The sequence below is a fragment of the Nocardia sp. 149-1B genome (assembly GCF_057747975.1).
Genome location: NZ_CM173233.1, coordinates 4,895,955 through 4,920,002 on the forward strand (window position 1 = coordinate 4,895,955; position 24,048 = coordinate 4,920,002).

General features: G+C 69.7%; 19 protein-coding genes. 10 read left to right on the plus strand and 9 right to left on the minus strand.

The features are described from left to right. The first annotated feature begins 85 nt into the window (after positions 1 to 85). Positions 86 to 1,084: an ATP-binding cassette domain-containing protein gene (locus AC3ANS_RS23480; protein ID WP_488293981.1), complete on the plus strand. Its 999-nt coding sequence runs from the start codon at positions 86 to 88 to the stop codon at positions 1,082 to 1,084. Continuing rightward, positions 1,081 to 1,854: an ABC transporter permease gene (locus tag AC3ANS_RS23485; RefSeq protein ID WP_488293982.1), complete on the plus strand. Its 774-nt coding sequence runs from the start codon at positions 1,081 to 1,083 to the stop codon at positions 1,852 to 1,854. Before AC3ANS_RS23480 ends, AC3ANS_RS23485 begins: the two co-directional genes overlap by 4 nt. Here the strand turns inward: AC3ANS_RS23485 and AC3ANS_RS23490 are convergent. The 5 genes from AC3ANS_RS23490 to AC3ANS_RS23510 form a co-directional block, all read right to left on the minus strand. After that, positions 1,839 to 3,062: a bifunctional glycosyltransferase family 2/GtrA family protein gene (locus tag AC3ANS_RS23490; protein WP_488293983.1), complete on the minus strand. Its 1,224-nt coding sequence runs from the start codon at positions 3,060 to 3,062 to the stop codon at positions 1,839 to 1,841. The genes AC3ANS_RS23485 and AC3ANS_RS23490 overlap by 16 nt on opposite strands. After that, on the minus strand, positions 3,059 to 5,113 hold the full coding sequence (locus AC3ANS_RS23495) for a glycosyltransferase family 39 protein (protein WP_488293984.1): 2,055 nt from the start codon (positions 5,111 to 5,113) through the stop codon (positions 3,059 to 3,061). The genes AC3ANS_RS23490 and AC3ANS_RS23495 overlap by 4 nt, the downstream gene beginning before the upstream one ends. Before the next feature lie 75 nt (positions 5,114 to 5,188). Next, positions 5,189 to 5,602: a VOC family protein gene (locus AC3ANS_RS23500; RefSeq protein WP_488293985.1), complete on the minus strand. Its 414-nt coding sequence runs from the start codon at positions 5,600 to 5,602 to the stop codon at positions 5,189 to 5,191. Beyond that, a complete protein-coding gene (locus AC3ANS_RS23505; protein ID WP_488293986.1) occupies positions 5,599 to 6,414 on the minus strand; it encodes a deoxyribonuclease IV in 816 nt (271 codons plus the stop codon). Before AC3ANS_RS23505 ends, AC3ANS_RS23500 begins: the two co-directional genes overlap by 4 nt. 10 nt (positions 6,415 to 6,424) lie before the next feature. Further along, positions 6,425 to 6,814, minus strand: a complete 390-nt coding sequence (locus AC3ANS_RS23510) for a hypothetical protein (RefSeq protein ID WP_488293987.1) — start codon at positions 6,812 to 6,814, stop codon at positions 6,425 to 6,427. 68 nt (positions 6,815 to 6,882) lie between these two features. Here AC3ANS_RS23510 and AC3ANS_RS23515 point away from each other — a divergent pair, with 68 nt between their 5' ends. Continuing rightward, the gene (locus AC3ANS_RS23515; protein WP_488293988.1) at positions 6,883 to 7,641 is read left to right on the plus strand and encodes a DeoR/GlpR family DNA-binding transcription regulator; all 759 of its coding nucleotides are present in this window, start codon (positions 6,883 to 6,885) and stop codon (positions 7,639 to 7,641) included. A 76-nt stretch (positions 7,642 to 7,717) separates the two neighbouring features. Here the strand turns inward: AC3ANS_RS23515 and AC3ANS_RS23520 are convergent, their stop codons facing one another. After that, complete coding sequence (locus tag AC3ANS_RS23520) at positions 7,718 to 8,632, minus strand: serine/threonine-protein kinase (protein ID WP_488293989.1); 915 nt, start codon at positions 8,630 to 8,632, stop codon at positions 7,718 to 7,720. 314 nt (positions 8,633 to 8,946) lie between these two features. Here AC3ANS_RS23520 and rpsF point away from each other — a divergent pair, with 314 nt between their 5' ends. The 4 genes from rpsF to rplI all read left to right on the plus strand — a co-directional run bounded on the left by rpsF (position 8,947) and on the right by rplI (position 10,830). Further along, complete coding sequence (rpsF, locus tag AC3ANS_RS23525; RefSeq protein WP_488296556.1) at positions 8,947 to 9,237, plus strand: 30S ribosomal protein S6; 291 nt, start codon at positions 8,947 to 8,949, stop codon at positions 9,235 to 9,237. A gap of 128 nt (positions 9,238 to 9,365) precedes the next feature. Then, the gene (locus tag AC3ANS_RS23530) at positions 9,366 to 9,917 is read left to right on the plus strand and encodes a single-stranded DNA-binding protein (RefSeq protein WP_488293990.1); all 552 of its coding nucleotides are present in this window, start codon (positions 9,366 to 9,368) and stop codon (positions 9,915 to 9,917) included. A 215-nt stretch (positions 9,918 to 10,132) separates the two neighbouring features. Then, positions 10,133 to 10,369 carry a 30S ribosomal protein S18 gene (gene rpsR / locus AC3ANS_RS23535; RefSeq protein ID WP_011758085.1) on the plus strand — a complete coding sequence of 79 codons (237 nt, stop codon included), beginning with the start codon at positions 10,133 to 10,135 and terminating at the stop codon, positions 10,367 to 10,369. Positions 10,370 to 10,383: 14 nt separating this feature from the next. Continuing rightward, a complete protein-coding gene (gene rplI, locus AC3ANS_RS23540) occupies positions 10,384 to 10,830 on the plus strand; it encodes a 50S ribosomal protein L9 (protein WP_488293991.1) in 447 nt (148 codons plus the stop codon). Between the two features lie 112 nt (positions 10,831 to 10,942). Here the strand turns inward: rplI and AC3ANS_RS23545 are convergent, their stop codons facing one another. From AC3ANS_RS23545 to AC3ANS_RS23555, 3 genes are all read right to left on the minus strand, one after another. Beyond that, a complete protein-coding gene (locus tag AC3ANS_RS23545; protein ID WP_488293992.1) occupies positions 10,943 to 12,133 on the minus strand; it encodes a hypothetical protein in 1,191 nt (396 codons plus the stop codon). Between the two features lie 76 nt (positions 12,134 to 12,209). Continuing rightward, complete coding sequence (locus AC3ANS_RS23550; RefSeq protein WP_488293993.1) at positions 12,210 to 12,749, minus strand: hypothetical protein; 540 nt, start codon at positions 12,747 to 12,749, stop codon at positions 12,210 to 12,212. A gap of 9 nt (positions 12,750 to 12,758) precedes the next feature. Next, positions 12,759 to 14,102: an MATE family efflux transporter gene (locus AC3ANS_RS23555; RefSeq protein ID WP_488293994.1), complete on the minus strand. Its 1,344-nt coding sequence runs from the start codon at positions 14,100 to 14,102 to the stop codon at positions 12,759 to 12,761. 532 nt (positions 14,103 to 14,634) lie between these two features. Here AC3ANS_RS23555 and AC3ANS_RS23560 point away from each other — a divergent pair. From AC3ANS_RS23560 to AC3ANS_RS23570, 3 genes are all read left to right on the plus strand, one after another. Continuing rightward, positions 14,635 to 17,289 carry a replicative DNA helicase gene (locus AC3ANS_RS23560; protein ID WP_488296557.1) on the plus strand — a complete coding sequence of 885 codons (2,655 nt, stop codon included), beginning with the start codon at positions 14,635 to 14,637 and terminating at the stop codon, positions 17,287 to 17,289. 336 nt (positions 17,290 to 17,625) lie between these two features. Further along, positions 17,626 to 22,836, plus strand: coding sequence for an AAA family ATPase (locus tag AC3ANS_RS23565; protein ID WP_488293995.1), 5,211 nt, complete (start codon positions 17,626 to 17,628; stop codon positions 22,834 to 22,836). Continuing rightward, positions 22,833 to 23,993 carry a hypothetical protein gene (locus AC3ANS_RS23570; RefSeq protein WP_488293996.1) on the plus strand — a complete coding sequence of 387 codons (1,161 nt, stop codon included), beginning with the start codon at positions 22,833 to 22,835 and terminating at the stop codon, positions 23,991 to 23,993. The genes AC3ANS_RS23565 and AC3ANS_RS23570 overlap by 4 nt, the downstream gene beginning before the upstream one ends. Positions 23,994 to 24,048: the final 55 nt, after the last annotated feature.

Below are 24,048 nucleotides of genomic sequence, written 5' to 3' on the forward strand. Positions count from 1 at the left end.
CGGCCGGGGTCACCGCGAGCCGACCGATGGACCGCTCACAGCGCACCCGCGAGTCTACGGCCGGCTCCTCCACCAAGGAGTCCCCATGCCCGCAGCAGATCTCGCCGTGCAGGTCCACGACCTGCACAAGACCTACCCCACCGGCCGCGGCCACGAGCCGGTCCGCGCGCTCGACGGCCTCGGCTTCGCCGTGGAGCGCGGCACCGTCTTCGGCCTGCTCGGCCCCAACGGCGCCGGCAAGTCCACGACGGTCCGCATCCTCACCACGCTCTCGCGCGCCGACTCCGGCTCGGCCCGGGTCGCCGGGCTCGACGTGGCCGCCGACCCCGCCGGCGTACGGCGTCGCATCGGTCTGGTCGCCCAGCGCCCCTCCAGCGACCCGATGGCCACCGGCCGCGAGAACCTCGCCCTCGCGGGGCGGCTCCAGGGGCTCTCGCGCAGCGACGCCCGGGACCGGGCCGCCGCGCTGCTCGACCGGTTCGGTCTGGTTGAGGCTGCCGACAGGCTCGTCCGCACCTGGTCGGGCGGCATGAGCCGCAAGCTCGACGTCGCGATCGGGCTGGTGCACCGGCCCGAGGTGCTGTTCCTCGACGAGCCGACCACCGGCCTCGACCCCGAGGCCCGGGCCGAGATGTGGGCGGAGATCGCCCGGCTGTCCGCGGCCGAGGAGATGACCGTGCTGCTGACCACCCACTACCTCGACGAGGCCGACCGGCTGGCCTCGCGGCTGGCGATCGTCGATGCCGGTCGCATCCGCGTGGAGGGCTCGCCTGACCAGCTCAAGAGCGAGCTGCGCGGCGACACCCTCCAGGTCGAGCTGGCCGACGCCGACCAGGCCCGCCGGGCCCGACCGGTGGTCGCCGCGCTCCCCGGAGTCAGCGGAGTGGTCGTCGACGGCACCTCGGTGCGGGCTCGCGCCGCGGAGGGCGCGCGGACGATCCCGGCCCTGATGGCCGAGCTCGACGCCGCGGGCCTCGCGCCGGTGAGTGCCTCGGTGGCCCGGCCCTCGCTCGACGACGTCTACCTCCAGCACGTCGGCCGCACCCAGGAGCAGGCCCGCCGGGACGAGGAGGTGGCGGCATGAGCACGCTTGTCAGCCACTCCGTGCTGCTCACCCACCGCTCGCTGCGCAGCTTCGCCCGCCAGCCGATCTTCTTGGTGGTCACCCTGATCCAGCCCATGGTGTGGTTGATCCTGTTCGGCCGGCTCTTCGAGTCGGTCACGGCGATCCCGGGGTTCGAGTCCGGGAGCACCTACCTGGAGTTCCTCACCCCCGGGGTGGTCGCCATGACCGCGCTGTTCTCCGCGGCCTGGGCCGGCACCGTCTACATCGAGGACATGGACCGTGGGGTCATGGACCGGATGCTCGCCGCACCCGTCTCTCGCGGCGCGATGATGAACGGCACCCTGGCCTACCAGGCGGCGACCTCGGTGATCCAGACCGTGATCGTGCTCGGCGTCGCCTGGCTGATGGGCGCCCGGTTCGCGTGGGTGGGCGTACCGGTCACGCTCCTCGCGGCCGTGCTGCTGACCGTGGTGTTCGCCGCGATGTCCAACGCCGTGGCGTTGCTGGTGCGCCAGCAGGAGGCGCTGATCGGGATCAGCCAGTTCACCGCCCTGCCACTCACGTTCCTCTCCTCGGCGGTCATGGACCCGCAGCTCGCCCCGGGGTGGATCCGGGCGGCCGCGCGCTTCAACCCGCTGGACTGGGCGGTCGTGGCGGCGCGCGAGCCGCTCCTCTCGTCCCCCGACTGGGCCGCGGTCTGGCCCCGGCTCGGTGCGCTCACCGCACTGGCGGTGGTGATGGCGGCGCTGGCGACCCGCGCGTTCGGGGCCTATCAGCGCTCGCGCTGAGGAGCGCGGTGGACGAAGACCCACGTCCGCATCGCGACGAACCGCATCACGGTGACGACCAGGTTCGCGACCGTCAGCACCACGACCTCCGCGCCGTGATGGGTGTGACCGGAGGCGTGCAGCAGCCAGAGCGCGCCACTGGTCACCCCCAGCCCCACGCCGAACACCACCAGACCGCGCACGTGGTGGCGTACGGCGTGGTGGCGGCCGCGCACCCCGAACGTCAGCCGTCGGTTGGCGGCGGTGTTGGCCAGCGTGGTCACGACCAGCGCGACGAGGTTGGCCCCGAACGCCGACAGCGGTCCGCGCAGCAGCAGGTACAGGACGGCGTACGCGACCGTGGAGGCGACACCGACCAGCGCGAACATCCCCAGCTGCAGCCCGAGCCGCCCGCCGCCGGCGTCGGCCGAGACCCGCCCCAGGCGCTCGGCGACGTCGGCGACGGGCAGGCGCCCCGACACCAGGCCGCGGCCCAGGCGGGCGATGCCGCGCAGGTCGTCGACGGCGGTGCGGACGATGTCGACGGTGCTGTCGGGGTCGTCGACCCAGTCGACCGGCACCTCGTGGATGCGCAGGCCGGCTCGCTCGGCGAGGACCAGCAGCTCGGTGTCGAAGAACCACGCGTTGTCCTCGACCAGCGGCAGCACCTCGCGCGCGACGTCGGCGCGGATCGCCTTGAACCCGCACTGCGCGTCGGAGAACCGGGCCCGCAGCGTGCCGCGCAGCAGCAGGTTGTAGCACCGCGAGATCAGCTCCCGCTTGGGGCCGCGGTCCACCCGCGACCCGTGGCCGAGCCGGCTGCCGATGGCGAGGTCGGAGTGCCCGCTGATCAACGGCGCGACCAGCGGCAGCAGGGCGTTGAGGTCGGTCGAGAGGTCGACGTCCATGTAGACCAGCACCGCCGCGTCCGAGGCCAGCCAGGTCTTCTTGAGCGCCCGGCCGCGGCCCTTCTCGGCCAGGTGGACGACGCGTACGTCGGCGTGCGTGTGGGCCAGGCGCCGGGCCACCACGGCGGTGCCGTCGGTGCTCGCGTTGTCGGCGATGGTGATCCGGAACGTCCACGGCAGCGTCGCGAGGTGCTCGAGCACCCGCTCGACCGACGCCTCGAGGTCGCGCTCCTCGTTGTAGACGGGGATCACCACCTCCAGCGTCGTGACCTCCGTGCCGACCCCGACCACCGGGCGCTCCCACGGCTGCGCCGCGGTCATGACGTCGCCCCGGAGTCGACACCGGCGGACAGGTCGTAGAGCGTCACGCCGTCGACCGTCGTGGAGGTGAAGTTGTCCGCGACCCAGGCGGCGATGTCGCTGCTGGACTGGCTGCCGCCCATCGACTGCCCGAAGCCGGACCCGCCGATGAACCAGTGGATCTCACCGTTCGCGACGTACTCCTCGAACTGCGCCAGCGTCGGGCTCGGGTCGGATCCGTTGAAGCCGCCGATCGCCATCACCGGCTCCTCGGTGGCGAGCTGGTAGCCCGCCGCGGAGTTGGAGCCGACCGCGGCCGCGACCCAGGTGTAGGAGTCGGCGTCCTCGAGGAGCAGGTCGGTGAGCTCGGTGCTCGGGTCGCTGCCCTGGAGCAGCCCGCCGGCGCCACCGCCGCCCATGGTCCCGCCCGCGGTCCCGCCCATGGTCCCGCCCGTCTGTCCGGTGGGCGGGGCGCCCTGGGGCAGCTGGCCGGTCGTGCCACCCGGAGGTCCGCCGAAGCCGCCACCTCCGCCCGGGCCACCCCCGCCCGGTCCGCCCCCGGGGCCGCCGGTGCTGGCGACGGTCGGGCCGGCGGTGGGGATCGAGCCGGTGTGCGCGGTCGAGGCGGTCTGCACGGCGTACGACGCCGGGCCGGCCAGCGAGGCGACGACCGCGAGTGCGGCGGCGCCGAGCGCCACCCGGCGCGGCAGCCGGTGCAGGCCCAGGATCACGACCGCCGCGAACAGACCGGCCACCAGCAGTGGCACCCGCAGCCACGGGACGAAGTCGGAGCTGCGGCCCAGCAGCACGAACCCGGTGCCGGCGGCGAGCGCCACCGCGGCCGCGCCCGCCCCGCAGGCGACCTGCGAGCTGCGGTGCTGCCAGACCAGGGCCGCTCCGATCCCGACCAGCGCCGCGATCGCCGGGGCGAGGGCCACGGTGTAGTAGGCGTGGAAGATGCCCGCCATCAGGCTGAACGTCAGGCCGGTGACCAGCAGCCAGCCACCCCAGAGCACGAGCGCGGCCCGGGTCAGGTCGGTGCGCGGCCGGCGTCGCGTCAGCCACAGGCTCGCAGCGAGCAGCAGCAGCGCGCTCGGGAGCAGCCAGGCGATCTGGCCGCCGATCTCGCCGTCGAAGAGCCGGGTCAGCCCGGTCTGGCCCCACATGGAGCCGCCGGCCCCGCCGGCCCCTCCGCCCCCGCCCACCGAGCCGGTCTCGTCGCCGGTGAGCCGCCCGAAGCCGTTGTAGCCGAGCGTCAGCTCGAGGATGGAGTTGTTCTGCGACCCGCCGATGTAGGGGCGGCTGGCCGCCGGCCAGAGCGACACGATCGCGACCCACCAGCCGGCGGCCGCGATCATCGAGCCGAACGCGACCAGCAGGTGACCCAGGCGCTTGAGCACGCCGGTGTTGGCGGCGAGCAGGTAGACCAGCCCCAGCGCGGGGAGCACGAGGAACGCCTGCAGCATCTTGGCCAGGAACGCGAATCCGACCAGCGCCCCGGCCAGGGCCAGCCAGCGCACCGGGTGCCGGACACCTGACTCGACCGCGCGGAGCGTGGCGTACGCCGCGGCGACCAGCAGCAGCACCAGCATCGCGTCGGGGTTGTTGAACCGGAACATCAGCACCGCGACGGGGGTCAGCGCGAGCGCTGCTCCGGCGAGCAGTCCGGCCGCGGCCGAGGACGTCGTACGCCGGACTGTGGCGACCAGCAGCCAGACCGCGAGCACGCCCTCGATCGCCTGAGGCACCAGGATCGACCAGGACGACAGGCCGAAGACCCGCACCGAGAGCCCCATCGGCCACAGCGCGAGCGGGGTCTTGTCGACCGTGATCGAGCTGGCCGCGTCGGAGGAGCCGAAGAAGAACGCCTTCCACGACTCCGAGCCGGCCTGGGCGGCGGCGGAGTAGAAGCTGTTGGCCCACCCGGAGGAGCCCAGTCCCCACAGGTACAGGACGGCCGTGGCAGCCAACAGGCCGGCCAGGGCCGGGCGGTACCACCGCTCGGGATCGCGCGGCGGCGGCTCGGGTCCGGGTGAGGTCGTGGTCGGGTCGGCGAGGGTCGCGGTGCTCATGGCCCCACGGTGGGCTCCGTCGTTGGCCGGACCGTGTGCCTTGTCTGTGCGCCTCCTGTGAGGGCCGACCGCACCCTAGAGCGAGAAGTGGCCGGGGGCGAGGCTGCGGAGGACACAGAACTCGTTGCCCTCGGGGTCGAGCATCACGATCCAGTTCTTGCCCGGCGGCGCGAGGTCGGTGCGCTGCGCGCCGAGTGCCTCGAGGCGTGCGACCTCGGTGTCGCGGTCGGCATCGATCGGCGAGAGGTCGAGGTGGACCCGGTTCTTGACCGCCTTCTGCTCAGGCACGCGCGCGAAGAAGATCGTCGGGGCGACCGGCCCGGAGCGGACGCCGTCGAGCAGCTGGGCGTCCTCCCGCCCGGCGGGCCCGATCTCGACCAGGTCGGGCTCCTCGTCGAGCACCACGTAGTCGAGCGCCGCGGCCCAGAACCGCGCCAGCACGGGCGGGTCCGCGCAGTCGAAGCTGAGCTCGGTCACCCGGGAGGTCATGAGATGCGCTCGCGGAGCCAGTCGGCGTCGGCACGGTGCTCGGCGGCCCCGCCGGGGGTCTCCAGGATCACCGGGGCACCGGCGTCGCGGGCGACCGCCGCGAGCAGGTCGGGGTCGACCTTGCCCGCGCCCAGGCTGGCGTGGCGGTCGGCGCCGGAGTCGAACTCGTCGCGGGAGTCGTTGCAGTGCACGAGGTCGATGCGGCCGGTGATGCGGCGTACGTCGTCGACGACCGTCTCGAGCGCGTTGCCGCCCGCGTGGGCGTGGCAGGTGTCGAGGCAGAAGCCCACCTGGTCGAACTGCTCGGTCGACGACAGCGCGTCCCAGACCCGCTCGATGCGCTCGAGGTAGCGGGTCATCGCGTTGTCGCCGCCGGCGGTGTTCTCGATGAGCAGCGGCAGCTTGAGGTCGACGGCCTCGACCGCCTTGCGCCAGTTGTCGAAGCCCTTGGCCGGGTCGTCGTCCTTGTTCACGTGCCCGCCGTGCACGATCAGCCCGCGTGCGCCGATCGCCGCGGCCGCGTCGACGTGCTGCTGGAGCAGCTTGCGGCTGGGGATGCGGATGCGGTTGTTGGTCGTCGCGACGTTGACGATGTACGGCGCGTGCACGTAGAGCCCGACCCCCGCGGCCTCGGCGTCGGCCTTGAGCGCCTCGGCCCCGCCGGGGTAGCGGAACTCGGGGCCTTTGTAGCCCTGCGGGTCGCCGAGGAAGAACTGCACGTGCGGCATCTCGCGGGCCTGGGCCTCCGTGACGGGGTCGGCCTGGTCGACGTGGGCACCGATGACAGGGCTCGAGGGGCTCGTGCTGCTCATGCGGGCGAGCCTATGCCGGGGCGCCGACGCTCTCGGCGTACCCCGGAACGTCCTCCACCCGGTACCAGACGTGCAGGCCCCGCTCGCGGGCGATCGCGACGTCCTGGTCCGCGCCGGTGGATGCGCCCGGCAGGCGCAGCACCCCGTCGCAGTGCTGCAGCAGCCGGTCGGCGGTCGGGTACATCACCTGCTCGGCCAGGGGGTCCAGCGGACCGGTGGCCCCGGCGCTGCCGAGCACGGGCAGGGCGACCCACTCGCCGATCATCGGCACGTGGCCGGCCCGGAAGATCGGCCAGGCGGCGGTCTCGAGGGCGGTGAGGTTGGCGGCCATCTTGTCGGGGTCGTCGCCGGTGCCGGAGCGGTAGGGGCCGGCGATCAGGATCAGCAGAGGCTTGGTCATGACCCGACAGTATCGTGCAGAATCGTGCAAAAACAAGAAGAAACGTGCATGGGGCTAGGGTGTTCGCCGTGCTCGCCGCCCAACGCAAGGACCTGATCCTCGCGACCCTCCGCTCCGAGGGCCGGGTCGTCGCCAAGGACCTCGCGGCCGAGCTGGAGCTGTCCGAGGACACCATCCGTCGCGACCTGCGCGAGCTCGCCGCCGACGGTCTGCTGCACCGGGTGCACGGTGGTGCGCTGCCGTCCTCGCCGGCCGTCGCCGACTTCGCGGTGCGCGCCACGATCGGCGCCGGCGCCAAGGCCCAGGTGGCCGCGGCGGCGGCCGCGCTGGTCCGCCCGGGCCAGACGATCGCGATCGACGGGGGTACGACGGCCCGCGAGCTCGCGCGACGGCTTCCCGGGGACCTGCGGGCCACGGTCGTCACCCACAGCCCGACCGTCGCGGTCGAGCTCGCGACCCACTCGGGGGTGGAGGTGGTGATCATCGGGGGGCGGCTCTTCAAGCACTCGGTGGTCGCGTACGGCGCGATCGCCCACGAGGCCATCGGCCGGATCAGCGCCGACCTGTTCTTCCTCGGCGTGACCGGCATCCACCCGGTGGCTGGCCTCACCACCGGCGACGCCGAGGAGGCCGCGATCAAGCGTGCGTGGACCGAGCGCGCGGCCGAGACCTACGTGCTCGGCAGCGGCGAGAAGATCGGGGCGGCCTCGGCCTTCGAGGTGGTGCCGCTCGCGGCAGTCACCGCGGTGCTCACCGACGCCGGCGCCCCCGAGCGCGGCGTCGCAGACCTCCGAGCGGCCGGCGTCGACGTACGGGTGAGCTCGTGACCACCGCGCCGCTGGTGCTGCTCGCCGTCGCCGCGCTGCTGCTGGCCGTCGGCCTGGTGTCGCTGTGGCGGGCGCGTCAGGACAGCAGAAGGTAGAGCGCCACCGCGCACAGCGCGAGCGAACCCAGGAAGCAGGCGATCGCCAGGTCCAGGGCCCTGCTCGGCTGGGACGTCGGGACCGCGGGCAGCCGGTCGGGCACGAACGGCCACGGCCGCTCCCGGGCCGGGTCGTGCGGGACCTCGAGGCGCCGCAGCCGCTCCAGCGCCGCCGCGGCCGTCGGCGGTCGCAGGTCCTGGTCGGCGCTGGCCATCGCCGAGACCAGGGGACCCAGGGGTCCGTCGGGCACCGCACCCAGCCGGCCGGTGAGCAGCTCGGCGGCCACCACCCCGGCGGCGTACACGTCCTGGCGCGGGTCGGGCGCGGCGCCGGCGGACTGCTCGGGTGCCATGTAGCCGTCGGTGCCGACCCCACCCGGTGCCCGGGTCAGCCGCACGTCTTCGACCGGCACGGCCACCCCGAAGTCGCCGAGTCGCACGAACGGCCGCCCCGCTCCGGTCGGCTCCAGCAGCAGGTTGGCCGGCTTGACGTCGCGGTGCACCACACCCGCGGCGTGCACCGCGACCAGGGCCTGCAGGACCTGGTCGAGCAGCAGCGCGACGTACGACGCGGGCAGCGGGCCGTGCTCGGCCAGCAGCTGCTCGAGCGAGCCGCCGCGGACGACGTCCATCGCGAACACCACCCGGTGGTCCTCGGCCGCCCACCCGGTCGGCGCGACCACGTGCGGGTGGGAGATGCGCACCGACTGCTCGCGCACGAAGCGCAGCAGCGTGGTGCTGTCGTGGGCCCGGAGCACCTTGACCGCCACCACCTCGTCGGTGCGCAGGTCGCGGGCGCGCCACACCGACCCCATGCCGCCCACGCCGACCTGGTCGAGCAGCACGTAGCGGCCGGCGAGGGGGCCGGCGGACGCGGGGGTCGGCGTTCGGGACATCGCCCTCCTCCTACCCCTCCCCGCCCCTCCTCAGACCCGGCCGTCCCCAGGTGCAGGTTCCCCGAGTACCCGGGGAAACCTGCACTCCTCGGGTGAAGCTTCGGCAGAGAAGTGCAGGCATTCCCCCGGCGGTCCGAGCGCGAGGCCCGGGTGCCGACCGTCATTTGGGAGGCCGGGCGCGAGCGCTGCTAGCCTGGGGCGTTCTCTGCGCACGCCCACCGACGGGACCGGCGCCGAGACGATGCAACACCAACGCAAGCCCTCCTGCCACGGAAAGTCCGTGGCCGCCTAGTCCAGAGGAGGTGGAGACCGCTGTGCGTGCCTACGAAGTAATGGTCATCCTCGAGCCCAGCCTCGAAGAGCGAACCATCGAGCCGTCGCTCGACAAGTACCTGAACGTCATCCGAAACGATGGCGGCACCGTCGAGTCCGTCGAGGTGTGGGGCCGGCGTCGCCTGGCCTACGAGGTCAAGAAGAACGCCGAGGGCATCTACGCCGTCATCTCGCTCAACGCCGAGCCGGCCACGGTCAAGGAGTTCGACCGCCAGCTCACCCTCAACGAGTCCGTCCTCCGCACGAAGGTCATGCGTCCCGACGCTCACTGACCTCCTGCGGCCGGTCCTGTGGACGGCCACTTCCGCCTGTCGGCGCATGCCGCGACGATGGGCACACGTGGTCGGACACAACCGGCCAGGACTGACTCTGATCAGAACCAACGCTTAGGGAGACCCGCATGGCAGGCGAGACCGTCATCACCGTGGTCGGCAACCTCGTCGACGACCCGGAGCTGCGCTTCACCCCCTCGGGGGCGGCCGTGGCCAACTTCCGGATCGCGTCGACGCCGCGCACCTTCGACCGCCAGTCCAACGAGTGGAAGGACGGAGAGGCGCTGTTCCTCTCCTGCTCGGTCTGGCGGCAGGCCGCGGAGAACGTCGCCGAGTCGCTGCAGCGTGGCATGCGCGTGATCGTGCAGGGTCGCCTCAAGCAGCGCTCCTACGAGACCCGTGAGGGCGAGAAGCGCACGGTCATCGAGCTCGAGGTCGACGAGGTCGGCCCCGCGCTGGCCTTTGCGACCGCGAAGGTCACCCGGGCCTCCCGCTCGGGCGGCGGTGGCGGCTACTCCGGTGGCGGCGGCCAGTCCCGTCCGCAGTCGGGTGGCGGCAGCGACCCGTGGGCCACCCCTGCTCCGCAGGGTGGCGGCGCTCCTGCCGGTGGCGGCCAGTCCGCTCCGGCGGGCGACCCCTGGGGCGCCCCGGGCGTGGGCTCCGACGAGCCTCCGTTCTAGCCGCCGTTGCCTTCCATCGCGCGCGATGGAAGGCAACGAAGCTGCGGCAAGGTCGAGTAGCCCCACGGTTGAGCGAAGCGAAGCCGTGACGGGCGTATCGAGACCAGAGCAGTGGCTCAGCGTTCTGATCCAGCACCAACACCATCCGAACACCCTCAACCATTCCGGCACTCAACCCAGTCATGGGGCCGGGCTTCTAGAAAGGAAGCACCACAATGGCCAAGGCAGTGATTCGCAAGCCCAAGAAGAAGGTTTGCCAGTTCTGCAAGGAGAAGGCGACCGGTGTCGACTACAAGGACACCGCGCTCCTCCGCAAGTTCATCTCCGACCGTGGCAAGATCCGCGCACGTCGGGTGACCGGCAACTGCGTCCAGCACCAGCGTGACGTGGCCATCGCGGTCAAGAACGCCCGCGAGGTCGCCCTGCTGCCCTACACCTCCACCGGTCGCTGAGAGGAGCCGAGGACATGAAGCTCATCCTGACCCAGGAAGTCACCGGTCTCGGTGCCCCCGGCGACATCGTCGAGGTGAAGGACGGCTACGGCCGCAACTACCTCGTCCCCCGTGGCCTCGCCATGCGGTGGAGCCGAGGTGCAGAGAAGACCGTCGAGTCGATCAAGTCCGCTCGCGCCTCGCGCGCGGTGCGCGACCACGACCACGCGGAGCAGATCAAGACCAAGCTCGAGGCCCAGCCGGTCGCCGTCAAGGTGCGCTCGGGTGCGGGTGGCCGCCTGTTCGGCGCCGTCACGGTCTCCGAGATCGCCGGCGCCCTCGCCGACGCCTCGGGCGAGCAGGTCGACAAGCGCACGATCGTGGTCACCAACCCGATCAAGTCGCTCGGTTCGCACCAGGTCTCGGTCAAGCTGCACGACGAGGTGTCCGCCGTGGTGGCCCTCAACGTCATCCCGGCCTGACCGGCACAGCGCTGGTTCCAGCGCAGCGGCAACGTCCCACCGACAGGGCCCGCACCTCCTCCGGGAGGTGCGGGCCCTGTCGCGTGCCCTGTCACGTGGGGAGCCGTCGTGCTCAGCGCACCATCACGGCGTCGATGCGCACCGGCTTGTGGCGCGAGATGACCCGGATCTGCAGCGCCCCCGCGGTCAGCCCGGAGAGCTCGTCGCGGACCTGGTAGACCTTCATCTGCTGGGCGGTCGCCGAGGCGAGGTTGACGGTGAGCCAGGCCCCGTGGCCCACGCGCAGCTGGACCTTCCCCAGGCCGGGCCCGGTGGGCGCCAGCAGGCGGACGGCGCGGATGTTGCGGACCGAGAAGCCCACGGTGGCGCCGTACGTCGTGGTCTCGAGGTAGTCGCCACCGAAGGCTCCCGGGGTGCGCACTCGTCGCCAGTCGTCCCGCGAGGAGCGGGGGGCGTCGGTGAGGGTGAGGTTGCGGGGCACGACGAACCGCTGCTCGAACGGCGTGGGGTCCACGTTGCCCGCCGGGTCGACCGCCGCGGCGGTGAAGTGATGACGGCCGGCGTCGAGCCGGCGCAGGGTCGTGATGCCGTCGTTGCAGGGGACCGCGCGGTCGTCGAGCCGGCAGACGTACGTCGCCGGGTCGGAGTCATCGCCCTCGTTGCTCTGCAGCCGCACCTGGACGTCGGGGCTGGTCACCATCGGCGCCTCGGAGTCGTCCTCGTCGTAGTAGTCGGTGCGCAGGAACCCGAACGTGCTCGGCGTCGTCGCGTCGGCGCGGAACACCAGCTCCGCGGGGGTCTGGTCGACGTCGGGCAGATCGGCGGGCGCGGCGAAGAACGGGTCCTTGGTGATGTCGTGGGCGTTGTCCGGGGTGTCGACGGCACGCACCCGGAAGGTGTACGGCGTCGCCGCGTTCTGGTCGAGCTTGTCGTAGCTCACCGGGGAGGTGCAGCTCTGCCAGGCGGTCGGTGCGGTAACGGTGTTGAAGAACTGGCACTGGTAGCTGATCGGGTCGGTGTCGGCGTCGGTGTGCTTGCCGGTGAACGAGATCGTCACCGAGGTCGAGCGCACCCAGCCGTTCGCCACCGCGGGGGTCACGTCGCCGAGCGCCGTGACCGGGGGGACGGTGTCGTCGCAGGCGGTGCCGATCGGCAGGCCGAGCAGCGGGTCCTTCGGCTGCGCCTCGCTCAGGCACGGGTCGGCCGCATCGGCCGGCGCGGCCGGCGCGGCGAGCGGCAGCGCGGCCGCCACGACGGCCGTGGCGAACGCGACGGCGAGGCGTCGGGTAGAGATGTGGCGCATGGATCCCTCCGGTTCGAGCTGGTGCTCCCAGCCCAGGCAACGTCCACCATGCCCGGGGGCTACGAGGAGACGCCCCTCACACCGAAGCGGTCTGGTCCACCTCGGGCAGCGCCCAGGGGCACGAGGAGTACCGGAACAGCAGCACGACCACGAGGACCAGGAGCATCGAGGCGCCGCCGTACATGACCTCGAGCAGGGAGTCGGTCCCGGCGCCCAGCACGACGACCGGGAGGACGGCGGCCACGAGCGTGAGCACGGCCGCGGTGTGCAGCCAGCGCGCGCGAGCGGGCTCGGCAGCGGCGGCACGCGACAGCACCAGGCACAGGAGCCCGACGAACGCGAGCTGCGGGAGGTCGGCGGCCCAGAGCAGTGACTCGTCGGTCCGCTCCAGTGCGTCGCGGACGGCGGGGAACCACAGGAGGACGCTCGCCACGAGCGACACCGAGCCGAGGCTGCGCAGAGCCGGACGGTGGTCGATGGTGGGCGGCAGCCGCCTGAGCCCGTGGAGCACCAGGACCCATCCGATCGGGTCGGGCAGCGCGTCGTACGAGCCGCGCACCCGCGCCACGACGGCGATGATCAGCAGTCCCATCGCGATGGACTGGAGCGGCTTCACGGCGTCACCCTATGCATCGGTGATCCGAGCGCCGGTCACGAGCCAGGTGTCACCCCGAGCGCGACGGACCAGGACGACCAGCCGGGCGCCCATGAACACCGCGACGAACGACACCCAGATCGCCGCCAGTCCGGCCGAGGCGAGGGCACCCAGGAGCAGCACGGGCGCGTAGGCGGCGAGGGTGAGGATGCCGGCGCGGGCGAGGTAGCGGCCGTCGCCCGCACCGATGAGCACCCCGTCGAGCACGAAGACGACCGCGGCCACCGGCTGACCGAGAGCCGCGACGACCAGGATCGGCACCAGCAGCTCGCGCACGTCCGGGTCGCCGGTGAACAGCGGCCCGAGGAGCGGGCTGGCGGCGGCGAGCAGCAGCCCGGTGGCGACGCCGCTCACGGCGCCCCAGCGGATCATCCGAGTGGTGGTCTCGCGCACCGCGACCACGTCGCCGGCGCCGAGTGCCCGTCCGGTCAGTGCCTGCGCGGCGATCGCGATGGCGTCGAGCACGAAGGCGAGGAACGTCCACAGCGTCATCGCCAGCTGGTGGGTGGCCAGGTCGACCTCCTGCTCGCGAGAGCCGGTGGCGCTCAGGGTGACGGCGTACGTCGTGAGCAGCAGCGCGGCGCGCAGGGTGAGGGTGCGCACCACCAACGGGACCCCGGCGCGGCCGGCGGCGCGGATCCCGGGCAGGTCGGGACGCAGGGAGGCCCCGTGGGCGCGGGCGGCCCGGGCGACCACGAGCAGGAAGGCCAGGGCGCCGGCGACCTGGGCGATCACCGACCCGAGCGCGGACCCGGCGATGCCCATCCCGGCGGGATAGACCAGGACCAGGTTGAGCGCCACGTTGAGCGCATTGCTCCCGACCGCGACCAGCAGCGGGGTGCGGGTGTCCTGGAGACCGCGCAGCACTCCGGTCGCGGCGAGCACGAGCAGCAGCGGCGTGGTCCCGAGGAAGGCGATGCGCAGGTACGTCGCGGCCGGCCCGGTCACCTGCTCCGACGCTCCGAAGAGCCCGACGAGCGGGCCGGCCAGCAGCACCCCGAGCAGGGTGACGACGACGCCGATCACGACGGCCAGCCAGAGGCCGTCGACGCCTTGGGTGAGGGCCCCGCGCTGGTCGCCGGCGCCCAGGTGCCGGGCGACGGCGGCGGTGGTGCCGTACGCCAGGAAGACGCAGAGCCCGACCGCCGTCTGCAGCACCGCGGCGGCGACGCCGAGGCCGGCCAGCGGTGCGGTCCCGAGGTGCCCGACGATCGCGGCGTCCGCCAGCAGGAACAGCGGCTCGGAGACCAGGGCGAGGAAGGCGGGCACGGCCAGGCGCAGGATCTCCCGGTCGCGCGCGCGGGTCACGGCCACGGCCTAGTCACTGTAAGGACCATCAGCCGCCGATGCCCCCGACCGGACTAGTTATCAACACCTGTGGATGACTTCTGGAAAACCTGCTCCCGGCGCTATGTCGACAAAGCGTCCGGGTGAACGCACGGTGGCGTGTCCATGGCGCGAGCTCACGGGCCAAGTATTTTTCGTCCACAGCTGTGGAGGGCAATCGTCGCAGGTCAGAGCCACATCTGCGCGCTGAGGGGCGGCTGTTTCCACAGTTCCTCCCCAGCTTGGCCCACACGCTCGCGCGTGTCGTCCACGGCTCCGAGGGAGTTATCCCCAGACCCTGTGGAAAACGGGCTAACGGGATAGCCCCTAGGACGCCTACGGTCGCTTTGGTCGTCGGTCGTTCTGGGTGCACTCTGCGGCCTTCTGCCGGGGTCCGAGCATTGTCGGTCGTCACGTATAGCGTCGGTGATCCAAGCCAACTGGGTCGACACGGGAACGATCAAGGGGACAGGTTGTGAGTGTCACCGAGCAGGGCTCGCGAGGGCTGCCGGAGCCGCCGATCGACGACTGGGGCGACGGGCCGGCGGCGTACGCCCCCGGGGAGCGACCCTCCTCGCCCGGCGACCGGACGCCGCCGCAGGACATGGCGGCCGAGCAGTCCGTCCTCGGGGCGATGCTGATCTCCAAGGACGCCATCGCCGACGTCACCGAGACGCTGCGTGGGGTCGACTTCTACCGGCCCTCGCACGAGACGGTCTACGACGCGATCATCGACCTCTACGGTCGCGGCGAGCCGGTCGACATGGTCACGGTCGCTGCCGAGCTCCAGCGCCGCGGTGAGCTGCAGCGCATCGGTGGCGCGCCGTACCTCCACACGCTCTCGGCCAACGTGCCGATCGCCGCCAACGCCGGGTACTACGCCGAGATCGTGCGCGAGAAGGCGATCCTGCGCCGCCTGGTCGACGCGGGCACCAAGATCGTCCAGATCGGCTATGCCGGTGAGGGCCAGGTCGACGACATCGTCGACACCGCCCAGGCGGAGGTCTACAAGATCACCGACCGTCGCTCTGCGGAGGACTACGCGCCGCTGAGCGACATCATGGACGGCGTCCTCGACGAGATCGAGGCGATCGGCAACCGCGAGGCGGGCCTCTACGGCGTCCCCACCGGCTTCGCCGACCTCGACGACCTCACCAACGGTCTCCACTCCGGTCAGATGATCATCGTCGCGGCCCGCCCCGCTATGGGCAAGTCGACTTTGGCACTAGACTTATGTAGGGCCGCTTCGATCCACAACAACCTCACCAGCGTGTTCTTCAGCCTGGAGATGACGCGCTCCGAGATCACGATGCGCCTGCTCTCGGCCGAGGCGAAGGTGCCGCTCAACCACATCCGCAACGGCAACATGAACGACGACGACTGGGCCAAGCTGGCCCGCAAGATGGGCGAGGTGTCCTCGGCGCCGATGTTCATCGACGACTCGCCGAACATGACGATGATGGAGATCCGCGCCAAGGCGCGCCGGCTCAAGCAGCGCCACGACCTGCGCCTGATCGTCATCGACTACATGCAGCTGATGACCTCGGGCAAGAAGGTCGAGTCCCGCCAGCTGGAGGTCTCGGAGTTCTCCCGCCAGATCAAGCTGCTCGCCAAGGAGCTCAGCGTCCCGATCATCGCGCTCTCCCAGCTCAACCGTGGCCCCGAGCAGCGCGGCGACAAGCGCCCGATGATGAGCGACCTTCGCGAATCGGGATGCCTGACGGCCGACACCCGTTTGATGCGTGCCGACGACAACACCGAGATCACCCTCGGAGACCTGATGGAGTCCGGGGCGAGGGACATTCCGGTGTGGTCGCTCGATGACCGACTCAAGCTCGTGCCTCGCACGCTGACCCACGCCTTCCCGTCCGGCCGCAAGCCGGTCTACGAGCTCACGCTCGCCTCGGGCCGCCGGATCACCGCGACAGGCAGCCACAAGTTCCTCACCTACGAGGGGTGGATGCCGCTCTCCGAGCTCGCCATCGGCGCGCGGCTCGGCTCGATCCGCCACGTCCCCCCGCCGCTGCAGATCGCCGAGCGCGACGCGGACGAGGTGGTGCTGCTGGCTCACCTGCTCGGCGACGGGTCGTTCGTCCGGCGTCAGCCGATCCGCTACGCGAGCGTCGACGAGGCCAACCTGAGCGCTGTCGCCGAGGCTGCGAGTCGACGGTTCGGGATCGAGCCGGTCCGCGACGAGTACGCCGCCGCACGGGTCACCACCCTGCGGCTTCCGGCGCCGTATCGGCTCGCGCGCGGCAAGCGGAACCCGATCGCCGCCTGGCTCGATGAGGACGGGCTGTTCGGTCTGCGGAGCCACGAGAAGTTCGTCCCGGGTTGGGTCTTCGGGCTGCCCAAGGCACAGGTCGGGACGTTCCTGCGCCACATCTGGGCGACCGATGGCTCGGTCGGCTACGACGAGAAGCGCGGCGTCGGCCGCGTGTACTACGCCTCGACCAGCCGGCGCCTGGTCGACGACCTGGCGCGGCTCCTGCTCCGCTACAACGTCTTCACCCGGATCAAGCGTGTCCGCAAGCCTGGCTACCGCGATGGCTGGCACCTGTACGTCTACGGCGTCGAGAACCAGCTCCGGTTCCTCGACGAGATCGGTGTGCACGGTCTCCGGGGCGACAAGGCTCGTGCCCTCGCCGAGGCGATCCGTGAGGTGAAGGCGAACACCAATCTCGACACGATCCCGACGCAGGTGTGGGACGACGTGCGCGGCATCCTCACCGACCGCGGGATGACGCACCGCGAGTTCGCGACCGCCATGGGCACGAAGTTCTGTGGCTCGACGATGTGGAAGCACGCCCCGAGCCGGGAGCGGCTTTCGCGAGTGGCGGCCGTTCTCGATGACGCCGACCTCGAGGTGCTCGCGACCAACGACGTCTACTGGGACTCGGTCACCTCGATCGACCTCATCGGCGAGCAGGACGTCTACGACGCCACCGTCATGGGCACGCACAACTTCGTCGTCGAAGGCATCGCCGCGCACAACAGCCTTGAGCAGGACGCCGACATGGTGATCCTGCTCCACCGCGACGACGTCTACGAGAAGGAGTCGACCCGCCCCGGCGAGGCCGACCTGATCGTCGCCAAGCACCGCAACGGCCCCACCCGCGACATCACCGTCGCCTTCCAGGGCCACTACTCCCGCTTCGTCGACATGGCGCACTGAGGCGCGAATGTTGCCGACGATCCGCGAATCTGCGGATGAACGATCCAATCCACAGTTCCCGCAGATTCGGGACGCACGGCACTCCGCCCAGAAACACGCACCCGTCGCCTGCCGTTCACGAAGCACCTCAAGCCACCTCCTGCCGCACCAAGTTGCGCCTGAAGATGGCATGAGAATGCAGGGGATGCTCTACATCCCGGGGGGACCAGCTATTCGCCCGGCCCGGCCAACGACGCCATCTCAAGATTGGTCGGTGGCACGTGCCATCATCGCCCGCAACTAGACGTTCCTGACGAGCGAACCAACGCGCGGGAGTAGAGGGGCAGATTTAAGGCGATGAGTCTCGGTCCGACGCACCACGGCTACTTCTACCAAGACCTAGTCACCGCAGTCGCCCTGGTCGACCTCCTCCTAGGTACCGCGGAGACCATCACGGTCGACACCAAGGGTTTCGAGTCAGATCGGTTTGACGACGTCAACATCACCTATTCGGACAAGACCCGAGTCCGTCTGCAAATCAAGCACACAACTACAGACCGTCAGCTCTCGAAAGAGACGTTCTCCCAAGACGGCCGAAACCTGAAGCTGGGCAGGGTCCTCGACTCCCTCCTCAAGGACCTTGCTACGTCCCCAGCGACCACGTACCGAATCGTCGTCCGAGATCAAGAACCCGACGACCCCCTCGCAGTCGTCTTGAGGCCGATCGACCCGTCCGATCGACCGGCCGACCCGCTCCCGGGCATCACAACGGCGAAGTACCGGTTCGACCCCGCCGCGTTGCGCGCCAACAAGCCCTGGGCCGAACTGGTCAAGCACCTCAGTGACGACGACCTCCGTAGCGCTTGCAGCAGTCTCATCGTCGACACAGGCGCACCGTCCTCAACCATCAGCTTCGCTGACCCGGGACCTGCCGAACGCGCCCTCCTCCGACGCGTCCGAGAAGATCTTGGAGCAGGACGCATCCCCAACACTGATGTCTCCCCCGAATTCGCGGCACATGCACTCGTTCAAGCAGCCACGTCTGCGCGCGTAGTCGATACCGGAGTCGTCCGGCGCGACCTCATCGAACCCCGGCTCGGGCTGCGAGTCGACTTTGGAGCCGTCACGGCAGGGCATCCCATCGAAGCTGAAGTCGCCGTTGCTCGTGTCGGCGCAGCGACAGAGGTGAGCAAACACATCGACAGCACAGCGCCCGCCGGCGGACGAGTTGTCGTCGTAGGCGAGCCAGGAGTCGGGAAGTCGTGGCTGTGCGAAGAGCTTACAAACCGCTACCGAGACCGCGCCTGGGTGGTCGCACGTCACCACTGCTGGCTTGGCTCAAGCGACGATCACCTACAGGAACGTGTCCTGACCGAAGTCGTCATCGGCAGTCTCCTCGACCAGCTCGGACAAGCGGTCCCCGAAGCAATCGAAGATCTGCGGCCCAAGTTCGCGACGAGCATCGAAGCGCTCGGATCGGCACTGGAGAACTGCCGCGGAACCCATCCCGCCAAACCAGTCCTCCTCGTCGTTGACGGCCTCGACCACGTCGACCGGATCGTTGGACGCAGCACCAACCAGGAGAAGGACCCGTCACGCCTCCTGGTCGAGGAGCTCGCTGCCCTCAACCTCCCCGCCGGCGTCTGTCTACTCATCGCAAGCCAGCCCGGAACCCACCTCGATCCAGCGGCCCCCGCATCCGACCCCATCCAGATGCCGCCGATGTCCCAAGACGAAATCAAGGCGCTCGCCGCCAAGCACGGCCTGCTCGAATCGCCCGACGGCAGCGGACCCGTCGATTCGTCTGACGAGGACACCATCGTCACGTTGGTCCACGACCGTTCGAACGGGAACGCGCTCTACGCGACCTATCTGTGCCGGCTCGCACTTGGCGCATCACCTCTCGACGACAACCCGGCGCCGCTCACAGTCAACGAACTCATCTATCGCCTAGAACTGGTCCCGGACACCGCCACAACGGTTGAGGAGTACTACGACTACCTGCGCGACGCGATGACCCCTGACCAACGTTTCGCCACAGACACGCTCGCGCTGTGCGACTTCTCGCTCACCCCCGACGAACTGGCGGAGCTTCTCGGGTCACCCATCAAAGCCATTGTCATTCCCGCCCTTCAGACGCTTGCCCCAGTCCTCAACACCCAAAGGGGGCTCGGCGGGTTGCGCCTGCACCACGAGAGCTTCTCGCGGCACATCCTCCGCAACATCGATGACGAGACCGCTACCGCGATTCGCCGCAGCATCGCGAAGTGGCTCGAAGACCGCGGATTCCTCAGCGACTCCCGAGCCTTCCGCCACCTCCCTGACCTTCTCGCGAACCTCAACGAGTACGGCCTACTCAAGGCACTGGTCGGTCCCCAGTTCGTGGCAGACGGAATCAGGCAGTTCCACTCCCCGGAAGCGCTTCAACGGGCCCTCTGCGTCATCTCACGCGAGGCCGAAACGCGCCTGGACTGGCCGACGCTCGTCACCTGCATCGAAGTCCGCAAGGCAATCGACACGTACGAGAACGACGCTCTCGCCGACACCGTCACCGACTATGCCGAGGTAATCGTGAACATCCTCGGTGCCGAGGTCGTCGCAGAACGCCTTGTCTACAACGGTCGTGCCACGTTCCCCCCGAGATGGGGCCTCCGCATCAGCGACGCCGTCGACCGAGCTGGCGCAGCGGCTCCCTGGAAGGCGTACATCGAGGGGTGGGAGACGCAGCGGAAGGCGGAGCGGGGTAGCTCCTCCTCAGACCGGGACGGAACACTCCAGCTGGCCGCTCAACGCGGGGCGCTTCGACTCCGTGCCCAGCGACAAGACGTCGACCCGTCCCTCATTCCAGCAATCGCCGAGCACCTGGAAGGCGAGCTTGAGGCGCCCCTGGCTGACCTCGTAGAAACGTTCACGGCAGGATTGCCCGCCGACTACATGCCCCAGGTCGCAGCAGCAATGAAGGTCCCGGCCAACGCCGCGGTGGCCTACCTGACCCTCGCTGACCTCGCCGCTAACGGGACCATTGGGCTCCCCGACCCCCACGATCTAGCCCGCCAAGCGTGGGAACTGGACCCGACGCTCGACACCATCGGGTACCTCTTCCACGGCATCGCCGCGCAGGATGTACTTGCGGGACTCGGAATCACCGATCTCGAAGCCGAGCTGAACGCCGCCACGGACGTCATCCTCAAGGAGAGGACCGCCAACGAACCCGCGGTCAGGAACTGGCATGCTCTCCTCACCCTCGCGCGGGTCATCGACCCAGCCCTCGTGCTCAAGATCGGAGGCAAGCTCTCCGGCGTCGGCTTCTACCGGGCATGGCTCCGCTACACAGTCGCAACCATCGGAATCGCAGACGACGTCCGCGCCGGCACCTCAACACCCGAGGACGCATCAGCTGCCGTGGTCGTCGCACTCGCCGACCTTGTCGCCGAAGCCAAGCCCTTCACCGGCAAGCCGCGTGCGTGCGACCTGTACTTCATTCATCCCCTCATCCACCAGGTCATCGAGAACTCCCTCACCGTCGTCCAGCAAACGGACCTCGACACCGTCCTCGACCACCTCATCGCCGTAGGCGACGGCACAACAACAAGCACCAACTTCGGCCTCGGCGAGAACGGTCCGCTGACCACCAACGACCTACTCTCAGTCCTCGCACGGGTCTCCCAACACGTCGGCATCGACGCCATTCACGCCCTGCTCGCCGTCATCCGCGAACGCCGCGACGACGACCACACCGGATACAGCCAACAAGCTGCATTCGAACTCGAGACCGCCCGCATCTGCATCGCAGCAGGAGCCACCGACGAGGCACGCGAGTGCTGGAACCGAGCAGCCGACCTGCTCTCGAGCTACGGCGGCCACAAAGACCCCACGCTCTCTGAGATCGTCGCAAGCATCGAAGACATCGAGGACGTCTCGGAAGCACGGGCACGCTTGGCCAGACTCGTCGACCTGGTCTACCTGGTACGGCAGCACACGGACGGCCGCGACACATCGCACTACGTCACCGAGTGGTGGGAGATTGCCGCATCTGTCGACCCGGTCGCTGCAGCCCGCGATGCCGCCGACCTGTATCTCGACACCATCGGATTCGAGGACGCCCGAGCAGAAGCAGCGCAGACGCACCTGCTGCAGAACCTCAGCGCGACGGCAGACCCCGCCGCCCTCGCCGCACTGCGGCTCACCACAAGCATTGCCTGGCGATCACCAACGGTCGACCTGGAAGTCCTCTGCCGTCTGGAAACCGAACGCGGAAATAGCCAACCCGGCGACACGATGCTGGCCGTCCTCGCCAACAACGTCGCCGCGTCGTATGACAACCAGCCGATGCAGTATTCGAGCGACCAGTCCAAAGAGGCCGTAGACCAGGTCCTCGTCCAAGCCGTCGTGAACCTAGGTGGCCCCGAGTTCGATCCGCGAGCAGCTCGCCCAGATCGAGAAAGCAACAGCTCGTTCCCCTCGACGGAACCGACGCCAGACCCACACGCTCTCCTCAAGCGCCTCACATCAGCCCAACGTCCCGAGGCCCCTGAAGGACGCGCAGGTGCCATCAGTATCGCCCACACAATCGACAACGAGCGCTACCAAGACGAGCCACCCACCTGGGACATCGATGCAGCGACCAACTCGATCGGCTTCCGTATTCTCGAATCGACACTCGCCGACGGGCCCGAGGCCGGAATCGTCCTCATCGACGGCGTCGCCCGCGAGATCTCCATGTTCGCCCGAAACGACATCTTCGCCGATCTCGGAGAAGGCCTCGCCACCTACGCCGACGACAACCCAGCGGTCGCCAAGGTAGCCAGCTACTGCCTCGCCACCGCGTACCAACGCATCCGAGGCGGCGGAGGTTGGCGACAGTTCGCAGGCAGGGAGCGCCGAGCACTCTGGAAACAGGCCCATGAGCTCGACCCGGACACCGCCGAGCGAGTCCTCGCGGCAGCGGTCACCAACCGTGTCGCCGCCGCGTCCTACGGCTCATACGGAAGCAGCCAAGGCCTCATCACAGCATTCGCCGCGAAGCCTGCGACCAGCCCCGGCGGCACCGCCACCGCCTGCTGGGACGCGGCGTTTGACATCATCAGTCACCGCCTCCCCGGGACCGCCGTAACAGGTACGCACGTCTACCACCCGACGCCAGTGCCGGACTCGGATGGCGACCTCGACCTTGCCATCGCAACATTGGCACTCGCAACCATCTGTCAGGCCACACGGGAACAGATACGACTCGCCCTGGTAGCCGCCGAGTTCCTCCTCACCGTCCGCCCGAAGGTCGCCCAAAGCGCGCTCGCATACATACTTCGCAACGGCTTGGACGCAGGCCGCATCACCTGGCTGCTCGAAACAGTGCGCGTGAACGTACACACCGGCGAACTCGAAGACGACCTCGCCGCGGAACTCACCCAACTCGCGGCAAGCGCCCGCCTGTCTGTCCGAGCATTAGCGGGCCAGATCCTCGGAATCCACGGACGCCCGGTCCCGGAACCGCCTGCTACCAGCCCGGCACCGTCCGTCAGTGCCGCGTTCCACGCCCTCCTCCGAGCGCACGAAGAAGAAGCAGAATGACCTGGAATAGCCCACGCGAGCAAGCCGAGGGACTCGTTCACCTATTCCTGGACGAACGCCTCGCCGACGCCAACGAACCACCCGGCGTGCGCGAAGCCGTGATCCAAAGCCTGGTCGACCAAGTCGAAACCATCAAGCATCGCTCCAGCGAACAGATCGGCCAACTTCGCTCGCCATCGTCGCAAAGTATCCCCGACGCCTACTTCAACGATGAAGAAGATTCAGAGAACGCCCTCCAACAGGCAGCGGCCGGCATTAGAGCAGCACGCGCCCGCGAAGGCTTCCTGGCAACCGATGCCCGGAGGTTCGAAGCCGGGTACGCGTTCCCGCTTGCCCCATCGGCCAGGTGGGCACTCCTCGAAGAATCGTCTCGAGTTCCCCGTCCGGCAACCCGCCACCGTCTCTTGGCGCGTTCACTGACGCCCATTCCTTGGCAAGATAGCGAGGACGAGTGGCCGCCGCCGACCGCGGTCGACCTCGAGCGGACACGCCGCCTCGCTGGACAGGACGCAGAACCTGTCCGTGTCGCCGAGAAGCCGTACAACGACTGGGTTCAACTCGGCATGTTCGAACGGCAGGCCACCTTCGCCACCACCTACCCCGAACAGCCAAACCGCCAACTGCTCATCTCGACTGGCCTCGAGATATCCGACCCGTCCATTTCAATCGACTCGGTGCCTGTCGGAACCAGCCCACCGAACATCTGGCTGACCACGTACGACCACTTGCTCCCGGGCATTGACCAAGCCTCAGCCGCGGAGATCTTGGAGGACCTGCAAGGACCGCTGGCCACGATGGCCAACTACCGAGGCCAGCGGAGCGCACCCCACCGCGGCCGCGGCGTCGGACTTCACCCGTTCACTCTGGTGCCTCGACTCGAACTCGTGGCATTTCTCGACCTGCGCCCAGAGTCTCCGACAGTTCGACACTGCCTCATCGACGGCCAAGGGCCAGCCCTGGTTGGGCGCAACTGGCGTGGATTCCTCATCCACGACGGCAGCTACACCCCTCTTACCCCGGCGATCCACGGCACGGACCTCATCATTCGTCCAGACCTGTACGAACGCCTCGAAGAGGCACTCGACAAGAACCGCATCCAGTCCGGCATCACGGTGCGGCACTTCGAGGACGAAGACAACGACATGGAAGGCGACTGAGGCGCAACCGGGGGCTCCACCGCGGTCCCGAGCGCCGGGGCCGCGCCATGCGGGG